This is a genomic window from Stenotrophomonas sp. JC08 (assembly GCF_052180205.1).
Lineage (GTDB): Bacteria > Pseudomonadota > Gammaproteobacteria > Xanthomonadales > Xanthomonadaceae > Stenotrophomonas.
In genome coordinates this window covers 612,756-634,605 of the sequence record NZ_CP197473.1, presented here as the reverse complement: position 1 = coordinate 634,605, position 21,850 = coordinate 612,756, and the positions used below count along the sequence as shown (strand labels likewise).

Genomic DNA, 21,850 nt, shown 5'->3' with positions numbered 1-21,850 from the left:
CATCGGACCGGGAATCACGCGTCCCGGCTTTCGCGTTTTGAAATCGGCCCAAAGGCCACCTTGCGGCAGCCTTTGAGTTCGCCCCTCGAAAACAGGGAGCAGAAAATTATAGCAAGCTTTTCAGCCGCCGCGTGAACGGGCGGCACGAGTTGCCGTCAGGAGGCCTTTTCGACCTGGCCGAACTCGAGCTCGACCGGGGTGGAGCGACCGAAGATCAACACGGCCACGCGCAGGCGGCTCTTCTCGTAGTTGACCTCTTCGACCACGCCATTGAAGTCGTTGAACGGGCCCTCGGTGACGCGGACCATCTGGCCCGGCTCGAACAGCACCTTCGGACGCGGCTTCTCGACACCCTCCTGGACCCGATCCAGGATAGCTGCCGCCTCTTCGTCACGGATCGGCAACGGCCGGTCAGCAGTGCCGCCGATGAAGCCCATCACCTTCGGAGTTTCCTTCACCAGGTGCCAGCTTTCGTTGTCGATACGCGGAATCCCGGCTTCCTCATGGGTCTCGATCTGGACCAGCACATAGCCCGGGAAGAACTTGCGCTCGGAGCGACGCTTCTGGCCAGCGCGCATCTCCACCACTTCCTCAGTGGGAACCAGTACGTCACCGAAACGCTCCTGCATTTCTTCACGCACGATCCGGTCACGCAACGCCTGCGCAACCGTCTTCTCAAAACCCGAATAGGCGTGGACGACGTACCAACGTTTCACTGCTATCTCCTCAACGCCCAAGGAACCAATGGGTCAGTTTCTGGATCACGAAATCGAAACCACCCAGCAGCAGGCTCAACACGATCACCACGATGATGACCACCCACGTCATGCGGATGGCTTCCTGCCGGGTCGGCCATACGACCTTGCGCAACTCGAAACGCGATTCCGAAAGGAACTCGCGGACATCACGCCCCTTGCCGGTCAACATGAACACGGCAAGACCACCCACCAGACCGACAACCACCGCAAGGACACGCAGCTGGCCCGACCAGGCACCCAGACGGGCGGCCTGCTCAGGCGCGGAGAACCAATACCAGAAAGCCAAGCCCGCCAGCAGCAGCAGTACCGCGCCAACGTACTTGACAATATCACCACCGGAAGCGGCGTCTTTGGAGTGCTCGATCTTGCTGTTCATCCGACTCTTGCTGCTGGTGCGACCAAGGTCACTGGATAGAGGGTGGCAAGTGGCACGCCAGGAGGGACTCGAACCCCCAACCTGCGGTTTTGGAGACCGCTGCTCTGCCAATTGAGCTACTGGCGTATGACTTGACCATTACACGTCCCTTAGACGACGAAAGCGGACCGGGGTTCCCGGCCCGCCATTCGCGTAACCAGCAGTTATGCCGCTGGATACTGCAGGCTGTTACTTGGTGATCTTGGAGACCACGCCGGCGCCGACGGTACGACCGCCTTCGCGGATCGCGAAGCGCAGGCCTTCGTCCATGGCCACCGGGTTGATCAGGGTGACCGCCATCTTCACGTTGTCACCCGGCATCACCATTTCCACACCTTCCGGCAGCTCGCAAGCGCCGGTGATGTCGGTGGTACGGAAGTAGAACTGCGGACGGTAGCCCTTGAAGAACGGGGTGTGACGGCCACCTTCGTCCTTCGACAGCACGTACACTTCGGCGTCGAACTGGGTGTGCGGGGTGATCGAACCCGGCTTGGCCAGAACCTGGCCGCGCTCGACGTCGTCACGCTTGGTGCCGCGCAGCAGCAGACCGGCGTTGTCACCTGCCTGACCCTGGTCCAGCAGCTTGCGGAACATTTCCACGCCGGTGACGGTGGTCTTGGTGGTCGGACGGATACCGACGATTTCGATTTCGTCGCCCACCTTGATGATGCCGCGCTCGATACGACCGGTCACCACGGTGCCGCGGCCCGAGATCGAGAACACGTCTTCCACCGGCATCAGGAACGGCTTGTCGACGTCACGCTCCGGGGTCGGGATCCAGGCGTCCAGCGCATCCACCAGCTTCAGGATCGCCGGCACGCCGATATCGGACTGGTCGCCTTCCAGCGCCAGACGGGCCGAACCCGCGATGATCGGGGTGTCGTCGCCCGGGAAGTCGTACTTGGACAGCAGCTCGCGCACTTCCATTTCGACCAGTTCCAGCAGCTCGGCGTCGTCCACCATGTCGGCCTTGTTCAGGAACACGACGATGTACGGCACGCCGACCTGACGCGACAGCAGGATGTGCTCGCGGGTCTGCGGCATCGGGCCGTCAGCGGCCGAGCACACCAGGATCGCGCCGTCCATCTGCGCGGCACCGGTGATCATGTTCTTGACGTAGTCGGCGTGACCCGGGCAGTCCACGTGGGCGTAGTGGCGGGTTTCCGATTCGTACTCGACGTGCGAGGTCGAAATCGTGATGCCACGGGCCTTTTCTTCCGGCGCCTTGTCGATGGCGTCGTAGGCGTGGAATTCACCACCGAAACGCTCGGCGCCGATCTTGGTCAGCGCGGCGGTCAGCGTGGTCTTGCCATGGTCGACGTGGCCGATGGTGCCGACGTTGACGTGCGGCTTGGTACGTTCGAACTTACCCTTGGACATGGCGGCTTTATCTCGGTAACAGGTTGGTTATGGCGCTTTGAGCAAGATGGTGCTCACGAAAGGAATCGAACCTTCGACCTCCTCCTTACCAAGGAGGTGCTCTACCGACTGAGCTACGTGAGCGAGTTGTGCATTATGCCATGTTTTCAATTTCGTTCAATGGAGCGGGAGACGGGAATCGAACCCGCACCATCAGCTTGGAAGGCTGAGGTTCTACCGTTGAACTACTCCCGCACCGGGAACACACGCATAACGTAAAACTGGTGGAGGGAGGTGGATTCGAACCACCGAAGGCGTAAGCCAGCAGATTTACAGTCTGCCCCCGTTGGCCGCTTGGGTATCCCTCCGCTCCACCCCTTGTCTAGGACCTTGGCCTGCCGGTCAGGGGTGGGAGAGCCAGCTATTCTGCTGATCCCCCCGCACCCTGTCAACACCAATTTTCACATTCGGGGAAAATCTTTTCGCGGGCATGTCGCCCCGGCTCATTCGCGCGGCGCGGACAAGGCTTCATCGGCAAAAATCGCCACATGCGGCACGCCGTCGGCGCCGATCCAGCCGCGGTACATGCCTTCGGTGTTGAACGGCATCGCGGCACGGCCGTCGGCCGAGAGCACGATGGCTCCTCCATCGCCACCCAGCTCGGGGATGCGCTTGACGACCACGTCCTCGCCCGCCTGTGCCGGCGTCTCCCCCAGATACTGCATACGCGCGCAGATTTCATGCGCCACCGACAGGCGGATGTAGTACTCCCCCCAACCGGTGCCGGACACCGCGCAGCGCGCATCGGCATAGGTGCCGGCGCCGATGATCGGCGAATCACCCACGCGGCCATAGCGCTTGTTGGTCATGCCGCCGGTGGAGGTGCCCGCCGCCAGCTTGCCATCGCGGTCCAGCGCCACCGCACCGACCGTGCCGAAATGCTTGGCGGTTTCCAGATCCGCATGCGCCTGGCCGGCCGCCTCCTCCTTCAACGCCCGCTGCAGCTGCTGCCAGCGTTTGTCGGTACGGAAATAGGCCGGATCCACCTGCGGAATCTTCTGCTCGGCGGCAAACATCTCCGCGCCCTCGCCCACCATCATCACGTGCGGCGAATGCTCCATCACCGCACGCGCCAACAGGATCGGATTCCTGATCGTGTGCACGCCGGCCACGGCACCGGCGCGTAACGTGGCGCCATCCATCAGCGAGCTGTCCAGCTCGTTCTTGCCGTCATGGGTGAACACCGCGCCACGACCGGCATTGAAACTCGGATCATCCTCGAGCACGGTGATGGCTGCGGTCACCGCATCCAGTGCCGGCTTGCCGGCCATCAGTTCGGCATGCCCCCTGCGCAGCGCCTCGGTGAGCGCCGCACGGGCGGCGCGCTCCTCTTCGGCACTGAAGTCCTTGCGCTCGACACCCGCGCCCCCGTGGATCACCAGCAACGGCGAGGCCGTGGCCGCCTTCGCCGTCACACAGGACATCGACGCAAGGCCCAGCAATACCGCGGAAATCAGCTTCATGTTTCTTCGCTCCCGAGTGGAGCCGGGATTCTAGTCACGGCCCTGTCGATAAGAACAGATACCGGAACAGACCAGCCACCATCGCAGAGCAAGCCGCTCATTCGGGCTGCAGCTCCAGCTCGCCATCGACAACGGTGGCCACGGCGGTGAACGCCGCATCATCGACGGTGAAACCGTCCATATGCAGCCGGCTGTCGGCACCGACGCCGGTCACCGGAATCGAGTGGAACTCCAGGGGTTCGCCATTATCCAGCCGGGTGACCGCCTGCTGCGGCCTCACCAGCCAGGCGTATCCGTCGTTCAGCGAGTAGACCCGTCCACTCCCGTCCGCCTCGACACACAGCGCGGTGTCCTCATCCACGCCGATGCCGATAATCTCACCCTCCCCCTGCTCCTGCGTGGCGCGGGCAACGAAGGCGATCAGCCGCCCAAGCCGCTCGCGCTTGGCGAAGTGGGTGTCGGTGACCACGCTGGAGAGATAGGGCATGGCCAGGAAACCGCTGTCCATGGTCACCTCGCTGCCCATCGGATCCTTCAATGCGACCTGCGAATTCACGCTGCCGCCATCCAGTGCGCCATAGGCATACCTGCCGAGGATCGCCAGCCCGGCACTGGTGCCGCCAATCGGCTTGCCGGCGGCGACATGCGCGTTCAGGGCTTCATTGAGCGCGGTCCCTTTCCAGAAACGGATGTAGCGCGACTGGTCGCCACCAGCGATGAAAATGGCGTCGGCGCCGCGGACCACCCTCAGCACCGCCGGATCATCGGCGGCCTTGCGGCTGTCAAACACCAGCGTCTGCACGGCGGTGACGCCGCCGATGTCCCGGTAGAGCTCCTTCTGCAGCTCGTCGCCACCGGAGGTACGCAGCACCACCACGCGTCCGTTGCCGGCCCGCTCAAGCCACCAGTGGAACGCCTCGGGCACCCAATCGCCGCCGCCCATCATCAACATTGCCGCCTCGGTCGGCCCCGGGCGCGGCGCATCCACGTTGCCGATCTCGTAATAGCGGTAGCCCGGTTCCGCGAGGCCCCGGGCACCCGCGGCATTGGCCACACCGGCCACGCCCGTTGCCAGCAGCAACAGGGCGGCCCACCCGCACCGAAAATCCGTCACTTTCCACATGTCGCCGTCGTCCCGTGTCCTGCCGCTTTCCAGCAGGAATGCCAGACTTTATGGCAGTGGTCAAGCGTGTAAAAAAGGTGTTAGATGCTCATGCCCATTCACGTTTTCCTACCCGGGCACCGGGCATTTCCCGACATGTGACATGGACTTTTTCCGAACACCTTTCATCAGAGAGCGATTCATGCGCAAGCACGCAATGGTGTGTTCAATCCAACTGGCCCTGTTGTCCATGGCCGCCCCCGCTCTGGCGCAATCCGCCTCCGAGCCCCAGCAACTGGATACGGTCCAGGTCACCGGCTCGCGCATCCCGCGCGCCCAGGTGGAAGGCCCCGCACCGGTCACGGTGGTCAGCGCCGAGCAGATCAAGGCCGCCGGCCTCACCTCGGTGCCGGATGTGCTGCGCTCGCTCAGCCAGAACAGCGGCAGCGTGCAGGGCCAGCAGAACACCACCGGCGCGCAGTCCACCCCCGGCGCACAGGCGGTGGACCTGCGCGGCCTCGGCCCCAACCACACCCTGGTGCTGATCAACGGCCGCCGCATCGCCGACTTCCCGCTGCCGCTCAATGGCCGCAGCAATTTCACCGACATCGGCAATATCCCGCTGGGCATGATCGACCGCATCGAAGTGCTCACCGGCAGCGCCTCGGCCGTGTACGGCTCCGACGCGATGGCCGGGGTGATCAACTTCATCCTGAAGAAGTCCACCGACGGCCTGACCGTGGACTACCGCTTCGGTGACACCCACGAAGGCGGCGGTGAATCACACCGGCTGACCCTGACCGGCGGCTTCGAGAAGGGCAACTTCAGCGGCATCGTCGGCGTCGAATTGCAGGACAAGAGCCCGCTGTGGGGCTATGAGCGCGACGTGCAGGATTCCACTGCCGATGCACCGACCTCGCGCCGCCGCCTGCCGCGCCTGACCGCCCAGCGCCTGAACTGGGAAGACGACACCAATTACGCCCCCGAAGGCGACTGCTCGGCCCTGGCCGGCCTGAATGGCGGCACCACGGTGCTGGCCAATGACCGCTACGGCGAACCGTATTGCGGCAGCGAGGTGGCCATTGCCTACCGCACCATCGAGAACGAGCGTCGTGGTGCCACCGCCTACGGCGCGTTCGAGTACCGCTTCAACGAGGACCTGTCCTGGTTTGCCGACATCCAGCTGGGCCACCAGAAGGTCAAGCTGCTCACCGGCACCAACGGCAACGATGTGGCCAGCGACCACATGGGCTGGGAATTCCACGACCCGCAATCGCGCAACAACTACCGCGACAAGGTGTTCTACAACCAGGCCACCGACAACCGCGAGATCTGGTCGCGCCAGTTCACCCCGGAAGAAGTGGGCGGACTGGAAAACCGCATGAACACCACCACCCAGAAGACCTTCTCGATCACCACCGGCCTGCAGGGCCGCCTGGGCGAGAACTGGGACGGGGAAGCGGCCTATAACCATTCGCAGTACAAGGCCGATGTAGAGATGCCCCGCATCCTTGCCGCGGCCGCCAATGAATATTTCCTCGGCCCGCTGCTGGGCTACACCTCGTCCGGCTATGCGATCTACAACCCGGATCCGGAGCGCCTGTTCAGCCCGGTCAGCCCGGCCGATTTCGCCAAATTCGGGGTCATGTCCACCTTCAGGCCGAAGGCCGACAACGACAACCTCAGCTTCACTGCCAGCACCGGCTCGCTGTTCAGCCTGCCGGCCGGCGATGTCGGCTTTGCCGGTACGGTTGAATTCGGCCAGCAGTCCTACCGGATCAACCCGGACCCGCTGGCACTGACCGAAGACGCCTACTACGGCCCGCGCTACGGCGATGGCAGCGGCGACCGTGACCGCTGGAGTGCCGCCGGCGAACTACGCCTGCCGCTGGCCGATTCGCTGCAGGCCAGCGTGGCCGGCCGCTATGACCGCTACAGCTACGGCAACCAGGATCCGGGCAAGTTCACCTACAGCATGGGCCTGGAGTGGCGCCCGCTCGACAGCCTGCTGGTGCGCAGCTCCTACGGTACCGGCTTCCGCGCCCCGGACATGCACTACCTGTTCGCCGGTGAGGACTACTACCGCACCCGCTTCGCCACCGACTACTACGCGTGCCGTTCCGACAACCCCGGTGCAAGCGACAACGAATGCTACGACCGCGACTTCGGCAACTACGACGTCAGCACCTTTGACGTCTATACCGGCAACCAGAACCTGGACGTGGAGACCAGCAAGTCGTTCTCGGCCGGCTTCGTGTTCTCGCCGCTGGCCGGGCTGGACCTGAGCGTGGACTACTACCGCATCAAGATCAGCAACCAGGTGCAGGTGCAGGACCGCGAACTGCTGCGCAGCACCGAGGCCGACTGCCGCCTGGGCATGACCGATGACGGCACGGCGGTGGACGTCAATTCACCGACCTGCGTCGATGCCCTGGCCCGCGTGGTCCGCGATGCGGACGGCGAGATCACCAGCGTGCGCTTCGCCCCGATCAACATCGCCAACGAGGAAACCTCCGGACTGGATGTCACCGCCAGCTACCGCTTCAGCACCGCCACGGCCGGCAACTTCCACCTCAACGGCAGCTACACCTGGGCGCGCCAGCACAAGCGCCAGCTCTACCCGGGGGATGCCTACGAGGACATGCTCGATGTCAGTTTCAGCGCCACCACCCTGCCCAGCAACAAGGGCAATATCGGCCTGAACTGGGACAAGGACGCCTTCGGGGCCAGCCTGTTCGGCAACTACCTGGGCCGCGTTGCCAACTACGCCAACGACGCCTGGACCGACTCGACCTGGCGCTTCAACGCCAGCGCGCGCTATGACATCAACAGCCATCTGCGCGTGGCACTGTCGGTGAACAACCTGTTCAACAAGATGCCGCCGAAGGACGCGACCTGGTCCAACTACCCGTACTACGACACCGCGTGGTTCGACAGCCGGGGCCGCAGCTACTTCGTGCAGGTCACCTGGAAACTGGGGGGCGCACCGCTGTAACCGCCTTCCACGCATCACCAACAAGGCCCGCCATTGGCGGGCCTTGTTGTCTGCCGGCATGCTGCCGCAGATCTTCCGGGCATCGTCGCCGTTCTCCACAGCGCATGTTCAGAACCTCGGGAGAAGCCTGTGGACAACCCCGCCGGCCCGTTGTCCGGCAATGCTTTCAGATCCGCGGCGAATTTTTCACCAGCCGCTGTTCCCGGCTCCGGATACAGCAAGGCCCCGCATTGCGGGGCCTTGTCACTGCAGCAACGCCGGCGGATCAGACGTTGAAGCGGAAGTGCAGCACGTCGCCTTCCTTGACGATGTAGTCCTTGCCTTCCAGTCGCAGGCGACCGGCTTCCTTGGCACCCTGCTCGCCCTTGAGGTTGATGAAGTCGTCATAGCCGATGGTTTCGGCGCGGATGAAGCCACGCTCGAAATCGGTATGGATGACGCCGGCGGCCTGCGGTGCGGTGGAGCCGGTGCGCAGCTGCCAGGCACGGACTTCCTTCACGCCTGCGGTGAAGTAGGTCTGCAGGCCGAGCAGTTTGTAGCCGGCGCGGATCACCCGGTTCAGACCCGGCTCGTCAAGGCCGAGGTCCTTGAGGAACTCATCGCGGTCGGCGTCGTCCAGCTGCGCCATTTCCTCCTCGATCGCCGCGCACACCGGCACCACTTCGGCACCTTCGGCCTCGGCACGGGCGCGCACCGCATCCAGATGCGGGTTGTTCTCGAAACCGTCCTCGGCGACGTTGGCGATGTACATCAGCGGCTTGAGGGTGATCAGGAACATGTCGCGGATCAGCGCCTTCTCCTCGGCATCCAGGCCGGCCGAGCGCGCCGAACGCCCTTGGTCGAGCACCGCCGACAGCTTCTCCAGCACCGGCTTGCGCGCCAGCGCATCCTTGTCGTTGGCCTTGGCCGCACGGGTGGCACGGTCCAGCGCCTTCAGCACCGACTCCAGGTCGGCCAGCGCCAGTTCGGTATCGATGGTTTCGATATCGGCGATCGGGTCGACCTTGTTGGCGACGTGGATGACATTGCCATCCTCGAAGCAGCGCACCACGTGGGCGATGGCGTCGGTCTCGCGGATGTGCGCCAGGAACTTGTTGCCCAGCCCCTCACCCTTGGAGGCACCAGCAACCAGGCCGGCGATGTCGACGAATTCCATCGTGGTGGGGATCACCCGCTCCGGCTTGACGATCGCCGCCAGCGCTTCCAGCCGCGGATCGGGCACCGGCACGATGCCGGTGTTCGGCTCGATCGTGCAGAACGGGAAGTTGGCCGCGGCGATGCCCGCCTTGGTCAACGCATTGAACAGGGTCGACTTGCCGACGTTGGGCAGACCGACGATGCCACATTTGATACCCATGCTTACTCCACGATTCGAGATTCCGGTTTGCACTCTCGCCAGCCTCAAGCCGCGAAAGCGCAAGCCGCAATCAGGGCCGCGCGGTGTGCAACCGCTTCATGGCCTCGTTGAAATCACCTGCCACCGCCAGCGGCAGCACGTCGATGGCCGCATCGATGGCCTGCTCCATCAGCACCGCATCTGCCGGCGAGGGGCGATTGAGCACCCAGCCGACCACGCGGTCCTTGTGGCCGGGGTGGCCGATCCCCAGACGCAACCGGTGGAACTTGCCGTGCCCGAGCAGGCGGATGGTGTCGCGCAGGCCGTTCTGGCCGCCGTGTCCACCGTCGAACTTGAGCCGCGCCACGCCGGGCGGCATGTCCAGCTCGTCATGTGCGACCAGGGTCTGTTCCGGCTCGATCTTCCAGAACCGCTGCGCGGCGGTAACCGACTTGCCGGAAAGGTTCATGAAGGTCGCCGGCTTGAGCAGCCACACCGGCTGGCCGCCGATCTCGACCTTGGCCACTTCGCCGAACAGCTTGCTCTCCAGCGTCCAGCGCGCACCCTGCCGCTGCGCCAGGGCCTCAACGAAATGAAACCCGGCATTGTGCCGGGTCCGGGCGTGTTCGGGTCCGGGGTTGCCCAGACCGACGATCAGTCGCAATCCTGTCATGTCAGACGCATCCGCAGCGCCCGCCCCGGAAGGCGGGCACTGTCAGGCCGATTACTCGGCGGCCGGAGCCTCGTCGGCATCTTCCTCGGCGGCGTCGGCCACCTTGGCGATGACCACGGCATCGTCGTGGTCCTTGCCCAGCTTCAGTGCCGGGATTTCCACGCCGGCCGGCAGCTTCAGGTCGGACAGGTAGATGATGTCGCCAGCGGTCAGCTCGCCCAGATCGACTTCGATCGACTGCGGCAGGTCCTTCGGCAGGCAGGAAATGCTGACTTCCTTCAGCTCACGGGTCACCAGCACGTCGGCGGTCTTGCCGGCCGGCGAGGTTTCCTCGTTGATGAAGTGCAGCGGCACGACCACGTTCAGCACTTCGTTGGCGCTCACGCGCTGGAAGTCCAGGTGCATGATCAGCTGCTTGTACGGGTGACGCTGGATGTCACGCAGCAGCACCTTGTGGACGGTGCCGTCGAGGTTCAGGTCGATGATCGAGGAGTAGAACCACTCGTTCTGCTGGGCCAGCCAGATCTCGTTGTGGTTGAACTGCACCTGGGCCGGCTCACGGCCACCGCCGTAGACGATACCCGGGACCGCACCGGCGTGACGCAGGCGGCGGCTCGCACCCTTGCCCTGCACGTCGCGGCGGGCGACTTTGATTTCTTGGGACTTTGCCATGTTGACTACTCTTGGGTTGTTGCAGCGCCTCGCGGCGTTGCGTAGGGACTCTTCCGCGACCAGAAGAGCCTGTTGTGCCTCCCGGCGGCTGCCGGGAAGCGGGAAAATCAATCCACGTACATCGAGCTGACCGATTCGCCGAAGGCGATGCGGCGCATCGTCTCGGCCAGCATCTCGGCCACGCTGATCTGGCGGATCTTGGTGCAGACACGCGCCACGTCGGACAACGGGATGGTGTCGGTCACCACCAGCTCGTCGAGCTGGGAGTTGTTCAGGTTGTCCACCGCCGGGCCCGAGAGCACGGCGTGGGTGCAGTAGGCGGCGACCTTGACCGCGCCACGCGCCTTCAGCGCGGCGGCAGCGGCGCACAGGGTGCCGGCGGTGTCGACGATGTCATCGACCATCACGCAGGTCTTGCCCTCGACGTCACCGATGATGTTCATCACCGTGGCGACGTTGGCGCGCGGACGGCGCTTGTCGATGATCGCCAGGTCGGCATCATCCAGGCGCTTGGCCACGGCGCGGGCGCGTACCACACCACCGACGTCCGGGCTGACCACGATCAGGTTGTCGGTGCCGTAGGCGCGCCAGATATCGGCCAGCAGCAGCGGCGAGGCGTAGACGTTGTCCACGGGCATGTCGAAGAAGCCCTGGATCTGGTCGGCGTGCAGGTCGACGGTGAGGATCTGGTCGGTGTTGACCGAGGAGAACATCTTGGCGGCGACCTTGGCGGTGATCGGCACGCGCGAGGAGCGCATGCGGCGGTCCTGCCGGGCGTAGCCGAAATACGGCACCACCGCAGTGACGGAAGCGGCGCTGGCGCGCTTGAGCGCGTCGATCAGCACCAGCAGCTCCATCAGGTTTTCCGCGCTCGGCGCACAGGTTGGCTGCACCACGAACACGTCCTGCTTGCGCACGTTCTCCTGGATCTCGACCTGCACTTCGCCGTCGGAGAACTTGGACACCAGCGCCTTGCCCGGCCGTACGCCCAGCTCCTTGCAGATGCTCTGCGCAAGCGGTTTATTGGCATTGCCGGAGAAAACCAGCAGATTCGGGGAGTCTTGCATGACAGCTCTCTCGGGCGGGGGCGAGTAGCGTGGACGAGGGGCAGAGATTGCGCGTATTTGCGTGTCGCGCACTCCATTGCGCATACAACTCAAGGGAATATGGCAGGGGCGGTAGGATTCGAACCTACGAATGCCAGGATCAAAACCTGGTGCCTTGGGCCTCTTGGCGACGCCCCTGCATCAAACAGTTCCCATCGTCTCCAGCGCATCGAGCAACGGCGAGCGGTCAACGCCTGCCACCACCCATGCCCGCAGTTCTTCCGGCAATTCCGCCAAGGCCTGCTCTGCTGCAGCGCGCGTGGCGAACTCGACGAAACAACCGCTTCCCGACCCCGTGAGCCGTGCCCGACCAATACCTGACAACGCCAGGAACGCCGCCTCGATGGCTGGTTCCCGGCGCCGCAGCACCGGTTCGAACGCATTTCCGAGGACGGTCCCGGAAGCGAAGTCGGCTATTTTCACGGGTGCGGCATCCCGCGTCAAATCCGGGGAACGGAAAAGTTCAGCCGTGGGCACATGGATCGCCGGGTCGACCAGCAGATACCACGCCTGCGGCAGGGCCAGCGGGGTGAGTTTTTCGCCCACTCCCTCCGCCCAGGCGTTGCGCCCGCGCACGAACACCGGCACATCCGCGCCCAGCTGCAGCGCCAGCGTGGCCAGCACATCCTCGTCCAGGCCGGTGCCCCATAGCGCATTCAGCGCTACCAGCACCGTGGCCGCATCGGAGGAGCCGCCACCGAAGCCGCCGCCCGCCGGAATGCGCTTTTCAACCCGGATATCGACCCCCAACGGGCTGGCGGACGCGTTCTGCAGTGCCAGCGCCGCGCGCACCACCAGGTCATCGGCTTCGGCCACGCCGGGCACGGAAGGCCCGTCACGGCGGATTTGGCCGTCTTCACGCAGGCGCAGGCCGATGCGGTCGCCCCAGTCCAGCAGCCGGAACACGGTCTGCAGCTCGTGGTAACCATCGGCGCGACGACCGGTGATCTGCAGGAAAAGGTTCAGCTTGGCCGGCGCCGGCCAGTACGACCAGCCCGCCCCGTCGACACCCGTGCTCATTGCCCGTCCGTTCCCCACGCATCGATGATCAGCCGCACCTTGGCATCACCGCTGACCGCCTCGATCCGCCGCGGCAACGAAGGCTGTTCCGGCCCGGCCGGATACCAGTCCAGATAGTCGATCCGCCAGCCCTGCTGGCGCAGCACCCGGGGCCGGCCTTCGGCATCGAAGCCCAGATGCTCCGGCGTACCGGCAGCGGCAGGCAGGCCGCGTACCCATTGCGCCAGCTGCTCGACGGGAATTTCCCAGCCGGTCGCCTGCAGCAGCAGCTGGCCGGCGTCATCGCCACTGCGCAGGCCGCCTTCCAGGCCCTCCAGCCGCGCCGGCTCGCCGGCGCCACCGCCCAGACGCCAGCTCTGGCGGGTGACCGGCGCCGCCAGGGCAACCTCGTAGCGGTCACCGTGCTGCAACCATTCGATACGGCCATTGCCGCCATTGCGTCCCTTGCTGATCGCCGCACGCCCGTGGAAGCTCCAGTCCGGCAGCGCGCGCAAGGCGGCCTGGCGCGCCTGTTCGGCCGCTCGCGCCTGCGCCGACACCTCGGCGACCTCCGCCGCCACCGGCGCCTGCTGGCGCTTGGGCACCGAGCCGCAGGCCGCCAACACGCCGGCCAACAGCAGCGCCACCACTCCCCGCCACATCTTCATTCCGTTCATACGCCCAGTTTTTCGATCGCACGCTGCAGCGCGCGGTTGTCCGGATCCAGCTTGCGGGCCTCGTCGAAGAACCGCCGCGCCTCCTCCTTCTGCCCCAGCACCCACAGCACCTCGCCGACATGCGCGGCGATCTCCGGGTCCTTGTTCAGGGTCCAGGCGCGGCGCAGCTGCACCAGCGCCTCGTCGTTGCGCCCCAGCCGGTACAGCACCCAGCCGTAGCTGTCGACGATGGCGGCATTGTCCGGCTCGGCCACGCGCGCGCGATCGATCAGTTCCAGTGCTTCCTGATGACGCGAGGTGCGGTCGGCCAGGGTGTAGCCCAGCGCGTTGAGCGCGGCCACATTCTCCGGCTCGGCGACCAGGATCTTGCGCAGGTCGGCCTCGGCGCGCGGCACATCGTCGTTGCGCTCCCAGGCCAGCGCCCGCGCATAGAGCAGCGCGCTGTCATCCGGATACGCCGCCAGGCCCCGGGCCAGCACGTCCAGCTCGCCGCGCGTATCGGCATCGCGCTGCTGCAGCTCCGCCTCCAGCAGATAGGCGTCACGGCGGACCTCCTCGTCCACCGAGGCGTCGCCCTGGATGGCCTGCACTTCCTGCGCCGCCCGCGCTTTCTCGCCCAGCTCGTGCAGCGCGTTGACCGCGCGCAGACGCGCCTCGTTGCGCTGCGGCCCGCCGGGAACGCTGTGATACCAGTCCACGGCCTCCTGGTGACGCTTGAGGTATTCGGCGATCTTGCCCAGCAGCAACCGCTGCTCCGGCTCGGGCTTGTCGGCCTTGGCGGCGATGTCCTGGTACAGCGCCAGCAGCGCGGCATCGTCCTTCTGCTTGGCCAGCAGCATCGCACGCATGCCCCAGGTCTGCAGGTTCTGCGCTCCCTGCGACAGCACCTGCTCGGCGGCGGCCGGTTCGCCCAGCGCGTCATAGGCCACCGCCAGCGCGTTGCGCAGATCGTCGTTGCCCGCAATCCGTGGCTCGATCCCCTTGAGCAGCGCCAGTGCCCCGGCCTTGTTGCCGGACTGGTTCAGCAGCGTGGCATGCAGCAAGGCCACCCGCGGCTCGTCGGGGAAGCGCCTGACCACTTCGCCGACCATGCGCCGTGCCAGTTCGGGCCGCTCCATGCGCAGCGCCAGTCGACCGAATTCCTGCCACGCCTCCAGGTCGTCGGGAATCGCACCGGCATCGACCAGTTCGCCCAGCACCTGCGCCGGCACCGCCGGATCACGCCCACCGGTGGCCAGCGCCAGCAGCGCGTAGCCCCAGGCCCGTGGCTCCGGCGCACGCAGCACCGCCAGCAGTTCCTTGCGGGCCAGCCGCACATCGCCCTTGCGCATCGCCAGCGACGCACGGGTGGCGCGCACCGGCAACGCGCCCGGCGCGCGCCTGGCCCACAACGCCAGGGCCTGCGTGGCCCGTGCATCATCACCGGCCAGCATCGCGATACGTGTCGCCCGTTCAGCCAGACCGACATCGCCCTCGGCTTCCTGCGCGGCCTGCAGATACCAGCGCGCGGCATCGGCCAGCTTGCCGGCCTGCAGCGAGAACTCGCCGGCCAGCACTGGCGCCAGCGAGACGCTGTGGTTGCTGGAATCCTTTGCGGGAACGGCCTCTGGCGGGGCTGCCCACAGCGGAAAAACCGGCAGGCAGCACAACAGAACGGTGCATATGCGATTGAATACGGGCATCTGGCGCAACCGGGCCGTAAAATGGCGGCCTTGAATGGCCAGCAGCTTATCGCAAGCAACTGAACGAATGACCTTGTGGGTGCTCGGACTGAACCACCAGACCGCGCCGGTGGAACTGCGTGAACGCGCAGCCTTCGGCGGCGAAGCCCTGCCCCGGGCACTGGACTCGCTGCGGCAATCGCCGCAACTCGCCGAAGCGGTATTGCTGTCCACCTGCAACCGCACCGAACTGTACGCCGTGGCCGAGGACAGCCAGGCGCTGGCGCACTGGCTGCAGTCGCACGCCGGCAGCCTGGACGGCTACCTGTACCAGCACAGCGACAGCGAAGCGGTGCGCCACCTGTTCCGCGTGGCCACCGGGCTGGACTCGATGGTGCTGGGCGAACCGCAGATCCTCGGCCAGGTGAAGGACGCCTGGGCGCTGGCGCATGACAGCGGCGTCATCGGCCAGCAGTTGGACCATCTGTTCCAGCAGACCTTCTCCGTCGCCAAGCGTGCCCGCACCGATACCAAGGTCGGTGCCAACCCGGTGTCGGTGGCCTCCGCGGCGGTGCGGCTGGCGCAGGATTCCTTCGCGCGCATGGACGAATCCACCGTGCTGCTGGTCGGCGCCGGCGAAACCATCGAACTTGCCGCCAAGCACCTGGGCGAAGCCCGGGTGAAGCGCCTGCTGATCGCCAACCGCACGCTGGCCCACGCGCAGGAGCTGGCCACCCGCCACGGTGGCGTGGCGCTGCCGCTGGCCGAGCTGGAGCGCCATCTGGGCGAGGCCGATGTGGTGTTCTCCGCCACCGCCGCGCGCGAGCCGGTGATCCTGCAGCAGCAGGTCACCGCCGCACTGCGCAGCCGCAAGCACAAGCCGATGCTGCTGTTCGACCTGGCCGTGCCGCGCGACATCGAAGCCACCGTCGGCAACCTGCCCGACGCCTACCTGTACACCGTGGACGACATGGAGCGCGCGGTGGAGGAAAACCGTCGCAGCCGCCGCGAGGCCGCCGCCGAGGCCCAGGCCATCATCGACCTGCATGTCTCCCGCTATCTGGAAAACCAGCGGGCCACCCACCTGCAGGCACCGATCCGGCAGCTGCGCGCGTTCGGCGAGGCCACCCGCGCCGAACTGCTGGCCAAGGCACGCCAGCAGCTGGCCAATGGCAAGGGCGCCGAAGAGGTGCTCGAGCAGCTGGCCCACGGCCTGACCAACCGCCTGCTGCATCCGCCGACCGCCGCGCTGCGCCAGGCCGCGCAGGAAGGCGACACCGACCTCACCCGCGCCGCCGAGCGCCTGTTCCCGGCCACGCCCGGGTATCAACATCCTGCTGCGAGTACCGATGACGCCGACCCTGCGCCGTAAGCTGCTGACACTGGCCGAGCGCCGCGAAGAGCTGGAACGCCTGCTGTCCGAACCCGAGGTGGTCGCCGACAACGAGCGCTTCCGCAATTTCTCGCGCGAGTTCGCGCAGCTGGAACCGGTTGCCACCGCGCTGGCCGCCGAAGCTTCGGCCAAGGCCGACCTGGCCTCGGCCGAAGCCATGCGCACCGACCCGGAACTGCGCGAGCTGGCTGAAGAGGAAATCACCGCCGCCCAGCAACGCCTGCAGCAGCTGGACGAGGAACTGGCGCTGCTGCTGGTGCCACGCGATCCGCGCGACGACGGCAACCTGTTCCTGGAAGTGCGTGCCGGCACCGGCGGCGACGAGGCGGCGATCTTCGCTGGTGACCTGTTCCGCATGTACGCCCGCTACGCCGAACGCTGCGGCTGGAAGGTCGAGATCGAATCGGACAACCCCGGCGAGCACGGCGGCTACAAGGAAGTGGTGGCGCGCGTGGTCGGCCGTGGCGCCTATTCGCGGCTGAAATTCGAATCCGGCACCCACCGCGTGCAGCGCGTGCCGGCCACCGAATCGCAGGGCCGCATCCACACCTCCGCAGCGACCGTGGCGATCATTCCCGAGGCCGATGACGTGGAGGAGATCGTCATCAACCCGGCCGACCTGAGGGTGGACACGTTCCGCTCCTCCGGCGCCGGCGGCCAGCACGTCAACAAGACCGAATCGGCCATCCGCATCACCCACGTCCCCAGCGGCGTGGTGGTCGAATGCCAGACCGAGCGCAGCCAGCACGCCAACCGCGACAAGGCGATGAAGCGGCTGAAGGCGCAGCTGCTCGATGCCGAGCGCAGCAGGCAGGCCAGCGCGCAGGCCGAATCGCGGCGCCTGCAGGTCGGCAGCGGCGACCGCAGCCAGCGCATCCGCACCTACAACTTCCCGCAGGGCCGCATCACCGACCACCGTGTCGAGGGACTGACCCTGTACGACCTGCCCGCCATCATCGAGGGCGACCTCGACGCGCTGGTCGGCCGCCTGCAGCATGAGCACCAGGTCGACGAACTGGCACGGCTGGCCGAAGGCAGCTGAGCGTGGATGCGCTGGGCGAACGCGAGCAGCTGCGCGCGGCAGTCAGCCGCCAGCCCGCCGACTTCATCGCCTGGGTGATGCTCGCCGACGCCGAGCTGTCCGCAGGCGAACTGGTTGCCGGCGAAGCCGCGGCGCAGCGCGCCCTGCAGCTGCGCCACGACCATCCGGAAGCGCTGGCGCGGCTCGGGCGTGCGCGCTGGATGCAGGGCCGGCACGCCGAAGCGGCGCAACTGCTGCGCCACGCCTCCCGCCAGGTACCGCAGCATCCCGGCATCGCGCTGTGGCTGGGCCATGCGCTGGAAGACGCCGGCCAGCCCGAAGCCGCCGCCGACGCCTACCGCCGCGCCCACGCGCTGATGCCCGACGAAGCCTACATGGCCGCGCAGCGACTGAACTGGCAGCGCCGGCTGTGCGACTGGCGCGATCTGGACGCACTGTCACGGCAGGTGCGCCACGCGGTCGCACAAGGCAATCCGGCGGTGGAGCCGTTCGCCTTCCTCAGCGAGGACGCCAGCGCCACCGAGCAACTGGCCTGCGCCCGCCAGCGCGCGCGGGTGATCGCCCAGTCCACCCCGCAACTGCCGGCCACCTCCGTACGCCACCACGGGCCGCTGCGCATCGGCTTTCTGTCCAACGGCTTCGGCGCCCACCCCACTGGGCTGCTGACCGTGGCGCTGTTCGAACAGCTGCGCGCGCAGCCGGCATTGCAGGTGCACCTGTTCGCGCTCAACCGCGACGATGGCAGCACCATCCGCCAGCGCCTGCGCGCGGCCGCCCATACCCTGCACGACCTTTCCGGCCAGCCGCATGCTGCCATCGCCGGCAGCATCCGCGCGACCGGCATCGACATCCTGTTCGACCTGCGCGGCTGGGGCGGCGGTGGCACCCCGGAAGTGCTGGCGATGCACCCGGCGCCGCTGCAGATCAACTGGCTCGCCTACCCGGGCAGCTCCGGCGCGCCGTGGATCGATTACGTGCTGGCCGACGGTTTCGTACTGCCACCGGCACTGGAAAGCGGTTTCAGCGAGCCGGTGCTGCGCCTGCCGCGCGCGTTCCAGCCCTCGGACAACACCCGCGTGGTGGAACCACCGCCGCTGCGGCGCGACTGCGGGTTGCCCGAAGACGCCGTGGTTTTCTGCTGCTTCAACAACAGCTACAAGCTCAACCCGCGCAGCGTCGGGCGTCTGCTGGAGATCCTGCGACGGGTACCTGACAGCGTGCTGTGGCTGCTGTCCGGACCGGGCGATGCCGACGTGCGCCTGCGCGAGGTCGCCCATCAGCAGGGCGTTGCCCCGGCGCGACTGGTGTTCATGGCCAAGCTGCCCCACCCGCAGTACCTGGCGCGCTACCGGCATGCCGACCTGTTCCTGGACACCCATCCCTACAACGCCCACACCACCGCCTCGGATGCACTGTGGGCCGGCTGCCCGGTGCTCACCGCGCCCGGGCAGACCTTTGCCGCGCGCGTGGCCGGCAGCCTCAACCATCACCTCGGTCTGGATGGAATGAACGTGGCCGATGACGCCAGCTTCGTCGACACCGCCGTGGCGCTGGGCAACGACCGTGGCGCGCTGCAGGCGCTGCGCGAACGGCTGGACCTCGCCCGCCGGCAAACGGGCCTGTTCGACATGCGCGGCTTTGCCGGTGATTTCACCGATCTGCTGCTGCAGCTGGCCCACGCGCACGGCTGGCAGGGCGCCGGCACGGCCTGAGGCCACGCCGCGGATTCCAGCGGCGCTTCCCGCCACCCCGTTCGTACCGGCATCACCACGACCCGCGGCGATGCCGGTCTGCGCAGTCCTGCTAGGCCGGCTCGGCGGTCGGCTGCCACAACCGGATCGGACGGATCCCCGCCTCACGCTCGGCGCCTTCGGCAAGGACCGACAGCTCCGCCAGACTGGTGCGGTAGAGATGCGCCAGCGCATCCTCCAGCGGCGCCAGCGCCTGCGCATAGGCGATATCGTCGGCATCGGCACGGCTGGCCCGTGGGCAGCGCGCCAGCAGCAGTTGCGCCAGATTCTGGCCGGCGCCCTCCACCTCGACCTCGACCTGCTGCGCGCGCTCCAGCCAGAGCTCCATCGCCTGCCGGTGCTGTCGCGCACGTTGCCTGGCCGCATCCAGAATGCCGCCCTCACCGTCCGCATTGCCGGCCAGCGAGGCGATCACCTCGCGCTGGTCGGCCAGCGCGGTCTGCTCCGGCCACAGCGCGGCAAGCGCCTGCAACAGCGCCAGATACCGATGCGCGGCTGCCTGCATCTGCCCGGGCAGTGCTTCAACCGCATGCGCCAGGCGGCGGGCGAACAGGGCCAGCGCGTTGTCGACGATGCGCAGGTCCGGCGTATCGGCGGCCGTCACCTGGCCGTATTCGGTGCGCAGCGCGATCCCGTCAGGCTCGGCACCGGAGGGCAGGCGGAAGCCGATGTCGTGGTCCAGCAGCGCCACCCACAAGACCAGTTCACGCCGGCGCTGCGCCCGCCGCTGCAACCGCGGCCAGGCCAGCACCACCTCCGGCGAGCATTGCCGCAGCTGGTCCACCGTTTCCTGCCAGCCCAGCGCACGCCACGGCAGGCGCGTGGCAGCGGCCGGATCGAGCAGCGGCTGCTCGCCGACCAGGCCGTTGCTGTAGCGCTTCCAGATGGCCTCGGCCTCCGGTGCCAGCTGGTTGATGACCAGCATGCTTCCGGCGTCGACCAGTTGCTGCGGCGAATACTCCAGCCCCATGTCGCGGTAATAGCGCTCGGTCACCTGCCGCGACAGTGCGGGGAAGTCGGCGAACAACTGCGCCGCCGGCCGCTCGTCCAGGAACAGGCCGGGCGCGGCCAGCGCTTCGGCATTGGCAATGCGGGCATGGTCGGCCGGGTGCGAATCCCAGTAGCGGGTTTCCGCATCCTGCTCGAGCGCCTCGGCCAGCACCCGCCAGCTTGCCGGCTCCAGCGCCTGCAGGCGTGCATGCACCGCGGCGGGCAGGTCCGCGGCCAGCTTGCCTTCACGCCAGGCCAGCGCGTTGCGCTGATCGGCATCGTGGAAGGCGTGTGCCAGCCCGCGCAGCTGCAGCGCCGTGGTACGGAAGCAGCTGCTGCCGGCCACCAGCGCCTCATAACGGTCGGCATCGAACTCCATCTCCTGCGACAACCGCTGGCTGGCGCGGAAACTGAGCTGGAACAGGCCACGCATCAGCAGCCGCACCAGCCGCAGGCACACGCTGGCCGTGCCGGTGATCAGCACGGTGTACAGGTCCTGCGATTCCGCACGCCAGTGCCGCAGGCGTTCATCCCACGCATCCGGATGATAGGCCCGCGATTCCAGCCAGCGGTTGACGCTGTTGATCAGGTACGCGCAGCGCATGCCGGTGCCTTGCGCGAAATGTCCGAACTCGTGGGCCAGCACTCCGACCAGCTGCCGCGCACTCATGCCCACCACCAGCGGCAGGCCGATGCTCAGCCGCCGCCGGCCGCCCAGCCAGCCGCGCCAGCCATCGTCGAACTGCACCCACGCATTGACATCGTTGCCCAGCAGGATCGAACTGGGCGGACGCACTCCGATGACACCGCACAGCGCATGCACGGCGGTGACGAACTCGCGCTCCTGTTCGGGATCCAGCAACAGCGGCGGCGGCGCCTTCGGCCGCGGTGCGAACAGCGGCTTGAGCATGAAGGCCAGCACCACCCCGCCGACGAAGCCCGGCACCACCCAGGCCAGCAGCAGCGCGATGCCGCGCACCTGTCCAAGCCCCGGTGCCACTGCGGTGTAGTAGTGCAGCAGCAGCCAGCTCACGCCGAGTACCAGTGCGAAATAGATCACCGGCACCAGCACGCAGAACAGCGTGACCAGCAGCAGGCTCAGCTGGTACAGCGGCTTGACCGGCGGACGCGGCAGCGCGGTGCCGGCCAGCGCGGCCAGCCGTGATGCAGGCGAAGCCACGGCGGCACGCTCCGGTGCCGGGCCAGATACGGACATCGAATTCCCCCTTGGAAAGCCCTTGACCCCGCAGACGGCCTCACCCGTGGTGTGATCCCTGCGTCACCCGCGCAGCCTAGCGCTTCGGCTGCCGGCTGGGAATCAGCCGCAGGCCGCTGCGGGAGCGACGGAAAAGACCAGCGCGCGTGCACCGGCAGCGGCCCGCTGGAAAGCGGGCCACC

The 21,850-nt window shown here is 66.9% G+C and carries 17 protein-coding genes and 5 tRNA genes; 4 read left to right on the top strand and 18 right to left on the bottom strand.

Translation table 11 applies throughout. The annotated features are described in order from the left end of the window. Positions 1-155 precede the first annotated feature (155 nt). From nusG to ACSBPQ_RS02790, 9 genes are all read right to left on the bottom strand, one after another. Positions 156-716: a transcription termination/antitermination protein NusG gene (nusG, locus tag ACSBPQ_RS02830; protein ID WP_442683571.1), complete on the bottom strand. Its 561-nt coding sequence runs from the start codon at positions 714-716 to the stop codon at positions 156-158. A gap of 10 nt (positions 717-726) precedes the next feature. After that, a complete protein-coding gene (secE, locus tag ACSBPQ_RS02825; protein WP_442683570.1) occupies positions 727-1,134 on the bottom strand; it encodes a preprotein translocase subunit SecE in 408 nt (135 codons plus the stop codon). A gap of 50 nt (positions 1,135-1,184) precedes the next feature. After that, positions 1,185-1,260 (bottom strand) — tRNA-Trp (locus ACSBPQ_RS02820). Between the two features lie 102 nt (positions 1,261-1,362). Further along, on the bottom strand, positions 1,363-2,553 hold the full coding sequence (gene tuf / locus ACSBPQ_RS02815; protein WP_442683569.1) for an elongation factor Tu: 1,191 nt from the start codon (positions 2,551-2,553) through the stop codon (positions 1,363-1,365). Positions 2,554-2,600: 47 nt separating this feature from the next. After that, a tRNA-Thr gene (locus ACSBPQ_RS02810) sits at positions 2,601-2,676 on the bottom strand. Positions 2,677-2,713: 37 nt separating this feature from the next. Then, positions 2,714-2,787: transfer RNA gene (locus tag ACSBPQ_RS02805), tRNA-Gly, on the bottom strand. A gap of 27 nt (positions 2,788-2,814) precedes the next feature. Beyond that, a tRNA-Tyr gene (locus ACSBPQ_RS02800) sits at positions 2,815-2,900 on the bottom strand. Between the two features lie 135 nt (positions 2,901-3,035). Next, positions 3,036-4,055: an isoaspartyl peptidase/L-asparaginase family protein gene (locus tag ACSBPQ_RS02795; protein WP_442683568.1), complete on the bottom strand. Its 1,020-nt coding sequence runs from the start codon at positions 4,053-4,055 to the stop codon at positions 3,036-3,038. 97 nt (positions 4,056-4,152) lie between these two features. After that, positions 4,153-5,178 carry a cyanophycinase gene (locus tag ACSBPQ_RS02790; protein ID WP_442683567.1) on the bottom strand — a complete coding sequence of 342 codons (1,026 nt, stop codon included), beginning with the start codon at positions 5,176-5,178 and terminating at the stop codon, positions 4,153-4,155. Between the two features lie 181 nt (positions 5,179-5,359). Here ACSBPQ_RS02790 and ACSBPQ_RS02785 point away from each other — a divergent pair, with 181 nt between their 5' ends. Next, a complete protein-coding gene (locus ACSBPQ_RS02785; protein ID WP_442683566.1) occupies positions 5,360-8,152 on the top strand; it encodes a TonB-dependent receptor plug domain-containing protein in 2,793 nt (930 codons plus the stop codon). A gap of 265 nt (positions 8,153-8,417) precedes the next feature. On the opposite strand, the gene ychF is transcribed toward ACSBPQ_RS02785, so the two are convergent. The 8 genes from ychF to ACSBPQ_RS02745 all read right to left on the bottom strand — a co-directional run bounded on the left by ychF (position 8,418) and on the right by ACSBPQ_RS02745 (position 15,297). Further along, complete coding sequence (gene ychF / locus ACSBPQ_RS02780; protein ID WP_442683565.1) at positions 8,418-9,509, bottom strand: redox-regulated ATPase YchF; 1,092 nt, start codon at positions 9,507-9,509, stop codon at positions 8,418-8,420. Between the two features lie 70 nt (positions 9,510-9,579). Further along, on the bottom strand, positions 9,580-10,161 hold the full coding sequence (gene pth / locus ACSBPQ_RS02775; protein WP_442683564.1) for an aminoacyl-tRNA hydrolase: 582 nt from the start codon (positions 10,159-10,161) through the stop codon (positions 9,580-9,582). A 51-nt stretch (positions 10,162-10,212) separates the two neighbouring features. After that, complete coding sequence (locus tag ACSBPQ_RS02770; protein WP_442683563.1) at positions 10,213-10,833, bottom strand: 50S ribosomal protein L25/general stress protein Ctc; 621 nt, start codon at positions 10,831-10,833, stop codon at positions 10,213-10,215. Between the two features lie 107 nt (positions 10,834-10,940). After that, the gene (locus tag ACSBPQ_RS02765) at positions 10,941-11,900 is read right to left on the bottom strand and encodes a ribose-phosphate diphosphokinase (RefSeq protein ID WP_442683562.1); all 960 of its coding nucleotides are present in this window, start codon (positions 11,898-11,900) and stop codon (positions 10,941-10,943) included. Between the two features lie 100 nt (positions 11,901-12,000). Further along, a tRNA-Gln gene (locus ACSBPQ_RS02760) sits at positions 12,001-12,077 on the bottom strand. A 3-nt stretch (positions 12,078-12,080) separates the two neighbouring features. Then, the gene (gene ispE, locus ACSBPQ_RS02755; protein ID WP_442683561.1) at positions 12,081-12,959 is read right to left on the bottom strand and encodes a 4-(cytidine 5'-diphospho)-2-C-methyl-D-erythritol kinase; all 879 of its coding nucleotides are present in this window, start codon (positions 12,957-12,959) and stop codon (positions 12,081-12,083) included. Next, positions 12,956-13,615 (bottom strand): lipoprotein insertase outer membrane protein LolB, encoded by a 660-nt coding sequence (lolB, locus tag ACSBPQ_RS02750; protein WP_442683560.1) that lies wholly within the window; start codon positions 13,613-13,615, stop codon positions 12,956-12,958. Before lolB ends, ispE begins: the two co-directional genes overlap by 4 nt. After that, entirely contained in the window at positions 13,612-15,297 is a 1,686-nt protein-coding gene (locus tag ACSBPQ_RS02745; RefSeq protein ID WP_442683559.1) for a tetratricopeptide repeat protein, read from the bottom strand. Before ACSBPQ_RS02745 ends, lolB begins: the two co-directional genes overlap by 4 nt. Positions 15,298-15,364: 67 nt before the next feature. Between ACSBPQ_RS02745 and hemA the strand changes: the two genes are divergently transcribed. Genes hemA through ACSBPQ_RS02730 form a run of 3 tightly spaced genes read left to right on the top strand, consistent with a single transcriptional unit; the run spans position 15,365 to position 19,423 of the window. Beyond that, the gene (gene hemA / locus ACSBPQ_RS02740) at positions 15,365-16,648 is read left to right on the top strand and encodes a glutamyl-tRNA reductase (RefSeq protein WP_442683558.1); all 1,284 of its coding nucleotides are present in this window, start codon (positions 15,365-15,367) and stop codon (positions 16,646-16,648) included. Beyond that, positions 16,626-17,711: a peptide chain release factor 1 gene (gene prfA / locus ACSBPQ_RS02735; protein ID WP_442683557.1), complete on the top strand. Its 1,086-nt coding sequence runs from the start codon at positions 16,626-16,628 to the stop codon at positions 17,709-17,711. The genes hemA and prfA overlap by 23 nt, the downstream gene beginning before the upstream one ends. Before the next feature lie 2 nt (positions 17,712-17,713). Then, positions 17,714-19,423 carry an O-linked N-acetylglucosamine transferase, SPINDLY family protein gene (locus tag ACSBPQ_RS02730; RefSeq protein WP_442683556.1) on the top strand — a complete coding sequence of 570 codons (1,710 nt, stop codon included), beginning with the start codon at positions 17,714-17,716 and terminating at the stop codon, positions 19,421-19,423. A 91-nt stretch (positions 19,424-19,514) separates the two neighbouring features. Here the strand turns inward: ACSBPQ_RS02730 and ACSBPQ_RS02725 are convergent, their stop codons facing one another. Beyond that, positions 19,515-21,668: a hypothetical protein gene (locus ACSBPQ_RS02725; RefSeq protein ID WP_442683555.1), complete on the bottom strand. Its 2,154-nt coding sequence runs from the start codon at positions 21,666-21,668 to the stop codon at positions 19,515-19,517. Between the last annotated feature and the right edge of the window lie 182 nt (positions 21,669-21,850).